The 7,687-nt window shown below is 34.9% G+C and carries 7 protein-coding genes and 1 pseudogene; all 8 read right to left on the bottom strand.

Annotation, left to right across the window (positions count from 1 at the left end):
• A partial coding sequence (locus tag HMPREF0518_RS03700) for a helix-turn-helix domain-containing protein (protein WP_003626222.1) occupies positions 1-716 on the bottom strand: 716 nt, incomplete at its 3' end.
• A gap of 426 nt (positions 717-1,142) precedes the next feature.
• Positions 1,143-1,367, bottom strand: a complete 225-nt coding sequence (locus HMPREF0518_RS03690) for a hypothetical protein (protein WP_003626218.1) — start codon at positions 1,365-1,367, stop codon at positions 1,143-1,145.
• A 274-nt stretch (positions 1,368-1,641) separates the two neighbouring features.
• Positions 1,642-2,259 (bottom strand): helix-turn-helix domain-containing protein, encoded by a 618-nt coding sequence (locus tag HMPREF0518_RS03685; protein ID WP_003626213.1) that lies wholly within the window; start codon positions 2,257-2,259, stop codon positions 1,642-1,644.
• 137 nt (positions 2,260-2,396) lie between these two features.
• Positions 2,397-2,882 carry a DUF3232 domain-containing protein gene (locus tag HMPREF0518_RS03680; protein WP_003626209.1) on the bottom strand — a complete coding sequence of 162 codons (486 nt, stop codon included), beginning with the start codon at positions 2,880-2,882 and terminating at the stop codon, positions 2,397-2,399.
• 214 nt (positions 2,883-3,096) lie between these two features.
• Positions 3,097-6,060, bottom strand: coding sequence for an SLAP domain-containing protein (locus tag HMPREF0518_RS03675; protein WP_003626205.1), 2,964 nt, complete (start codon positions 6,058-6,060; stop codon positions 3,097-3,099).
• A gap of 187 nt (positions 6,061-6,247) precedes the next feature.
• Complete coding sequence (locus HMPREF0518_RS03670; RefSeq protein ID WP_003626203.1) at positions 6,248-6,979, bottom strand: helix-turn-helix domain-containing protein; 732 nt, start codon at positions 6,977-6,979, stop codon at positions 6,248-6,250.
• Between the two features lie 5 nt (positions 6,980-6,984).
• Entirely contained in the window at positions 6,985-7,491 is a 507-nt protein-coding gene (locus tag HMPREF0518_RS03665; RefSeq protein ID WP_003626201.1) for a hypothetical protein, read from the bottom strand.
• Between the two features lie 5 nt (positions 7,492-7,496).
• A pseudogene (locus HMPREF0518_RS10410) lies at positions 7,497-7,687 on the bottom strand (transcriptional regulator); the annotation flags it as partial.

The raw sequence follows: 7,687 nt of genomic DNA, 5'->3' as shown, positions 1-7,687 counted from the left end.
TAAGTGCCAAGCACGCTATTAATCCCAATAGCTCCATCGACCGGCAATTCTCGCAAAAACTGAATCGCACGATCGGTATATTTTTTGCTAGCATTCTTATGAAAGCAACAATTCAAGAAATTAACAGCAATCATCGCCACAAACTGCAAAGTGAACGTATCGGTGGCAGGATTCTTCTCATAGGAACGAAAAGCGGAATCAACCAATTGGTAAGCATCATCAATATCTAAGAAAATCACGGCTTGACTCAAGTAATGATAGGCCGTTCTGTTCCAATCTTCGTCTATGATAATTGCTTTTACCTTTCTCTTCAGTTCAGGACTAATCCGCTTATCTGAATGAAGCACCCAGCCATATGCATTCTCTAGTCTAAACTTCAGCCAGAAACTAGGTTGACGTGTACCCCCCCGATTTGCAATTTTTGCCGCAATTTCATCTAGCTTTTTCAAGTCTTTTCGATTTTGAGCAAAACTAATTTGATTCATCAAATCAAAATCCGGGTCAAGTGTATTACCAGAATTATTAACCTGGCTGAAAAAGCTTACTACATCAAAATGATGCTTCCCTAAAATCTTGATTAGCACGTTCGCATCGATTTCATGAATGTCTCTTTCTACCTTTGAATAGAATGATTCTGAAATAATTCCTGCTGCCATCTCTTCTTGCGTCAATCCTGCATGCAAACGAGTTTGTTTTAACGCTTCACCAATCGTCATTTCTTGCCTCTAATTTCTACCTAATAAGCTTGCTATTTTATCAGCACACTTTTTGATCATAGTTAACCAATCTATTATAATACTCCGCTGCTATCCTATAAATTGCAAAATTAGTTGTTTTAGGTATTTTTTGCAAAAATGTGATAGCACTTTCAATTTAATTAATTGTATTTTGATTTTTAAAACAAATTTCTAAATACTTAAGGGCAATCTGAGCGACTAATTGCATAGAATATTCATCAGTCTTCTTATGCATTATTTTGTGAAAAATAGTCTCGACCAATATTTTTAAATCAGCAAACTCATACAAATCTAGCATATGAAGAACCAGCCAGAGATTTTCAATATTCCAGTTTTCTTCATTCAAGAAACTATAACTGAATTTCCGATCTTTTGCATTTAAACCGACACCATTCAGCCGTTTGATTAATATGCGGACAACTTTGCATCAGCAAAATTGGCATTAGCATATAGATTTTGCAAAACAGCTACATCTTTATTTAAATACGTATTAGTGATTTGACTCTGAAAAATCAAAACATCAGTTGATGTTGCTCCAAACCCTTCCCAAAAATTCGCTACTGGAATTCGATGGTGATGCAGCAATTTGATTAAATCATTAACGCTAATTTCACTACAATCATTTTCCACTCGAGAATAGAATTACCGATCTAGCACTTTTTCTGTCATTTGTTTTTGTGAAAAGTGCAATGAACACCGCACTTCTTTTAAGCGCTCGCTGATCATTTTGATCCTCTATTAACTTGGGGCAACATATCAGCATAGCTTTGATAACCACAAATTTGCAAAAGATCGATTATGCCTTGAGCTAATTCATAATTTTTATTTATTAGAGCTGAGTAATATTTAATGATCAATTTATGAAAAGTAATTTCGAAATCATTTGGAATTTTATTAGCAAAATTCAAAGCCTTTTTAGCTTCTGGCAGATACTTTTAGACCGATCCAAATACGCAATCAATAGGTTCATTAATGATATGGTCACCTGAGGATTATCTAGATTCAGCTTGGAGAAATGATCAATAATGTAATTCATCAATAAAGTCAATTCATTAAATTTATACAAAGACACGCCAATTGCCAAATCCCAAAAATCTTGGTCATTCAGATCATGATCTATTAAATTAGGTTTTAATTGCTTACAAATTGAATCAGGTATTTCAATTGAACGATATTCTAATGTAGCAATTATCAACTTCGTTTTATAAAATAGCACATCGTTTTTAGAAGAGAGAGACTTTTCTATCTGATGTAGCTCAATAATATTACGTTCATTATACGCTGTGTAAATTTTTCTTTGCACTTTGAGTTCTGGCAACCCTTCATTATCAAATGTTCTAAAGAAATCATTCAAAGATATATTATTGGCATTTAACATTGCAATTAGTTTGTTGATAGTGATGGCATTTTTATCTCTTTCAACTCTGGAATAAAAAGATTTACTGACAATTCCTGCACTCATTTCTTCTTGTGTTAAGCCGAATAAAAGTCGTGTTTTCTTAAGTTGTTGTCCGATCGTCATATTTACACCTCATTTTCTCACTTTATATAGTATTTTGTTTTTCTATAAAAAGCTTGGAATCTTCTGTATGGAAGACTTTTTCATGAAAGCACAAAAAACTGAGAATCTGTTGAGTAAATAGGTTTTCAGTTACTTGATTATTCATTTTTTATGGCCTCACAAACATTCTCACAACAAAACTTCACGATTGCTTGACCATAATCTGTACGATCAGGATTTTCTTTTGAGCTAACTGCAAACGGAGCTTGGTGTTCCTTTTCAGCTAAACGATTCAAGATCTTGATGTCGGACAAGCAAAAATTATGAATATTGGTGCGATGGTGATCCAGATTTTCTGCTAAAACACGGTAATCTGCGCCAGCCCTTTCATTACACCAAGCAACCAATTGATCATTGAAGCGCAACACGATAAGAGCATATTCCTTAAAATGCTGTATAGCTGGCGCAATGACCAGTTCATTATTGTCGGGATCTTTTTGCAAATAATCTAAGGTAGCTTGATTAAATGAAACATTCTTGCGTTTAATAATTTTATTAAGCTGATCATGCATATTTTGAGTATAAGCTTGTACAATCTCGTCAGTATTAGTTTGATCATCAATCAGGTTTAATTCTTTTAACAACTTTTCTGCTTACAGCAGCTTTTTCTGGGGATCAGCAGAAGCTTGAAGATTAAACATGATTTCGTCAACTTTTTTGATTTCTTGTGTTTTCATTTTGTTTTTCCTAAAAATTTAACTATAACTTCACTTTCATTTTACCTTATTAGTTTACCGACTATACAAAAAGAACATTAACCGACATTGGTTAATGTTCTCTTGTTTTATTAACTATTAATTATTTCTTCAAAGCTAACTTCTTAGCTGGGATCCAGTTATTAGTTCCAGCAATCTTGTAACAGGTCTTACCATTGATCTTAGCCTTTTCGTTAAAGGTATAAGTATGGTTTGGACGTGCGTAGTGCTTGTTAAACTTACCTGCACGGTTGTAAGCTCTAACCTTCTTGTTGCCCTTGAGTCTAGCCTTGAAGTGGACAGCGTGAGTAGTAATTTCAAAGTTTGCTACTTTAACGAACTTGTTTCCGCCAATTTGGTAGTATCTCTTGCCATTAATCTTAACGATCTTAGCATTCTTCAATACTTTAACCAGCTTATCGCGCTTAATCCATTTAATGTGCAAGCCTTTTCTGATTAACTTACCGTACTTGTTGTAAACAAAGGCATTGTGAGTTAAGCGAATCTTCTTAGGAGCAGTAGAGATATCATCAGTCTTAGTTTCTGAGGTTACTTCTGGAGTCTTAACGAGTTCTTGCTTATCTGTCTTCTTAGTTTCTGTTGGACCTGAAGTAATGATTGATTGAGCATATTCAGCATCCAAGATGTCTTGCAACTTTTGTTGTGCTTCAGCAAGTTTGTTCTTAGCTGCTTGTAATTTAGCAACTGTTTCATCGTATGCTTTTTGTGCCGCGACTACTTTAGCGTCAGCCTTATCTTTGTTGGTCTTCCAGTCGCCATTCAAGACTTTATTTGCATCGTCATAATTCTTTTTAGCAGTATCATATGCAATTTGAGCACCAGTTACTGCTTTCTTAGCATCGGCTAAAATTGTTGCTGCATTCTTTAAATCTACAACATGTTGGGTTAATTGATCTAACTTTGTTTGTTCGTCCTTAGCAGTGTTGCCCTTTTCGGTAGCAGTTTGCTTTAAAGTTGGAAGATCTTCTTGAGCTTGAGCAAGCTTGGTCTTGGCTTGAGGTAAAGTATCGTTGGCAGTCTTTAATGCTGTTTCAGCTTCTTTTTGAGCTTTTACAGTAGCCTTATAGTTCTTAACTTTTTTATCATTAGAAGCAGTTAAGGTTTTATATCTATCTGTTGCTTGATTTAAATGAACTCTTTGAGTTGATAAATCACTTTGATCATCAGAGATTTGCTTATTGATCCTATTAATAGCATCTTTCTTATCTTTAATAGCTTCATTAAACTTTTTAACTTGCTCTTCTAATGGCTTTTGGATGTCATTAAACTTATGGTTGAAGTCTTCATGATCATGATCTACTACACCTTGTGCACTATTAACTGCAGCTTGAGTAGCTTGAACGAAGTTAGCCTTGTCAGGATTTGCAACATATGAATTTACTAAATCTTTATATTGATCAATAGTGAAACTTGGATATTGATGCACATATGTTTCATCGCCATAATTAGAAGACTGCAGGATATCAATTGAAGATGAGCCTTCGTACTCACTTGCCAAAGTACCCGTAGTACGAGCTGCACCAATTGAATTTTGAGAAGGATTTATCATTGATCGGTAGTGTCCAATTTCCTGATATCCTAGTTTTCCAAGATGATTATTCCAATAATCAGTATTTCTTTTCCATACATCTTGAGTTAAAGGCTTGTTATTATCATATGCATATTTTTGAAGTGATCCATCTTTTGCAATAGCATCATCGATGTATTGCTTTTCACTCATATAAGAACGGACTTGTTCAAATTCTGGATAATCTGTTCCTGCAGCAATGTCTTCCTCATCTTCCCAAAATGGTCCATAACTTTCTGTCTGCTTAATAGGGTGATTAAAATCAGGTGCTATTTTAACAAAGTCAGAGGACATCATAGCAATAGCAGTTGCAGTTAATGAAATATGAGGCAATTGTACACCATATTCATGTCTCACTTTTACTAATTCATCAAGGTCATTTAATGCACTTTGCATATTAGCTAATGAAGTAGCATCCCCATCCTTACCCAATTGCTGATCAGGGTGATACCAAGTAAGTTTTACATCATCTTCATTAATGCCTTTGAACTTACCATCATTCATCAAAATACCATATGCTGTCTTAGCATCTTCGCGTTGTTCAGCAGTTAATGATTGGTCTTCTGCTAATGACTTAAAGAATCCAGCTGCAGTATTTGCCAAATCCTTAGCCTTTTGCAAATCTTGAGTCTTCTGACCTAAAGTACCTTGATCAGTATCTAATTTTACTTTAGCAACGTGAGTATCTGATTTAGCTTGAGCCAGATCCTTCTTAATGACTTCTAATTTATCTTGATTACCTTTTAATACATCTTGATTATGCTTTAATACGCCTTGGTTATGCCTAATATTTTGGGTTAAATTATCAACATTACTTTGATAAGTATCAACTGCATCTTTAGCTTCAGTAACACCCGTACCCTTCAAAGCATCGCTAGCATTTTGAACAGCTTGATCGGCTTGCTTCTTGGCAGCAGTCTTATCATTTACATCTCGAGTGTCAGATTGTACTTTGCCTTTAAGATCATCAATTTCTTTTTGCTTATCCTTTACTGCTTTATCCGCAGCGGCTTTTGCCTTATTGGCATCCTTTACCACGACTTCTTGGTTAGTAACAGCATCTTTAGCATCCTTAACCTTAGCTGGATCATTTGCTTCATTAGCTAAAGCTTGTGCATCCTTTTCTTTATTTTGAGCATCAGTTAATGCATTATTCTTTTGGTCAGCAGTCTTCTTTAATCCATCGACCTTGTCGCTTTGTGCCTTGTAGTCAGCGTCTGGCTTTTCGGCATCTTTTTTAGCTTGATCCAAATCACCTTTAGCCTTGTCTACGTTGCCTTGTTCAGCTTCAACGTTCTTCTTCGCACTATCAACATTGGCTTGAGCAGCCTCTTCTGGTGTTTGTGCCTTTTGAGTAGTCTTAGTAGCATTAACCGGCTTAGTATCAGCCTTAACTTCATTATTTACATTGGCATTCACCAATACTAAACTGGCTAACGCTGCGGCAGCAGCACTTGTAACTTTAATCTTCTTATTCATCCTAATATTCTCCACTTTACAAAAAATAAATAACAAATATTATCAGTTTTATCTTAATTTTAAAATTTCAATCGCACAATCTAATCTGCAGAATTGAAATCAAAAAACGCAAATTTAATTTTTTACTAATCTCATCCCCCTAATTTAGGCTCAAATAGTTCTCATAACCACATGCCTTAATTAAATCCTAAATCTCTTCAGCCTCAAAGCTCTTCTTATTCAGCAGGGCTTCATAATAGTCCGCAATCAACTTTGCCAATCCAATCTCAGCATTTTTCGGCACTTTATGTAAAAAGCAAACCACCTTTTTCACTTCATATTCATTATTTTGCTCATAACAAATATTCAGATAACGCACAGCAATACTTATGATTAACTGTTGCTGACGAGCTTCAATTTTCTTATTCTTAGTGAACTTCGAAATAAGTGCATTGATTATTCCTTCCAAATTGGAATACTTATACAAATACAAAGTATGAAAGAAAAACCACAAAATATCGTCATTCCATCTCTCGACTTGCCACACGTTATATCTCAATTTTCTTTTTTCTTCATCGGAAAAAGTCTGGCTTTCACCTCTGAGCTCTGCCAGAAGCCAATTTAACAGTCTCTTCATTTGAGAATTAGTCGACTGCTTTTTAATTTCTTCTAATCTTTTATAATCCCGTGCAAAAAATGCATTAGTAATCTGATATTGCAGCTCTCTTCTATTAATCCCTGAATCATCAGCATCCTTAAAAAATGTGAGTACAGAAATTTTATTTTGATTTAGGATCTTTATTAAACTGCTTGCTCTAATTGCGTTAGATTCTTTTTCTATTCGCCAATATTGCGACTTACTAATTATTCCAGCCGCCATTTGCTCTTGCGTCAATCCATGCAAATTTCGCACTTGATGTAATCTATCACCAATTTTCATTGTTATCACCCTTTCGGAAGCCAAACCAGATAATTATCGTAGCCGTTTTTCTGTAACACTTGAATTATTAAATTTAATCGTTTTTGATCATGATTAATTAAAGCTAGATAATATATGGCAACTAACTTTTGGAACATAATCACAGGATTAGTTGGCAAATCCTTTATAAAATGGATAGTTTCTAGCACTGCGCCGAGAGCTTTTTCCTGATACAAGCGCCCTAAATAATTCATCATTACATTTGCTAGTGCAACTAAGGTTGAAGAGTTATTCAAGTTGATGCTGTCCCTATTTTCCCAAATATCTGTAATTAAAATTTTTAACTCATTCGTATCATACAGAGACATAAAACTAGCCATATTCCATAACGCAGTTTCATCCCACTGACCTAATCTACCAAAATTGCTTTTTATTTTTCTCCGAGCCGCATCAGAAAGATGAGCCTTCTTATTCAACAAGGTAGCAATAATTGCGGTTAACTCTACCTCAAAACCAGGTTCGTCTGTCTGCACTTTTTTCAGCCATGCAAGATTGCGATTATTAATAGCTGACTGAATGCAGCAATATTGAATGCTGCGCTGCGTTGCATTGACTGATCAAACACGCCGAAGAAATCTCGTATAGAAACATGATTTTGCTTCAAAATCGCTAACAGATCATCGATATTAATTTCACTTTTTCTATTTTCTACTCGAGAATAAAAAGATT

Origin of the sequence: Lactobacillus helveticus DSM 20075 = CGMCC 1.1877 (assembly GCF_000160855.1) — a bacterium.
GTDB classification, from domain to species: Bacteria; Bacillota; Bacilli; order Lactobacillales; family Lactobacillaceae; genus Lactobacillus; species Lactobacillus helveticus.
The sequence above is the reverse complement of the archived record's forward strand: the minus strand, read 5'-3'. Positions and strand labels throughout refer to the sequence as shown.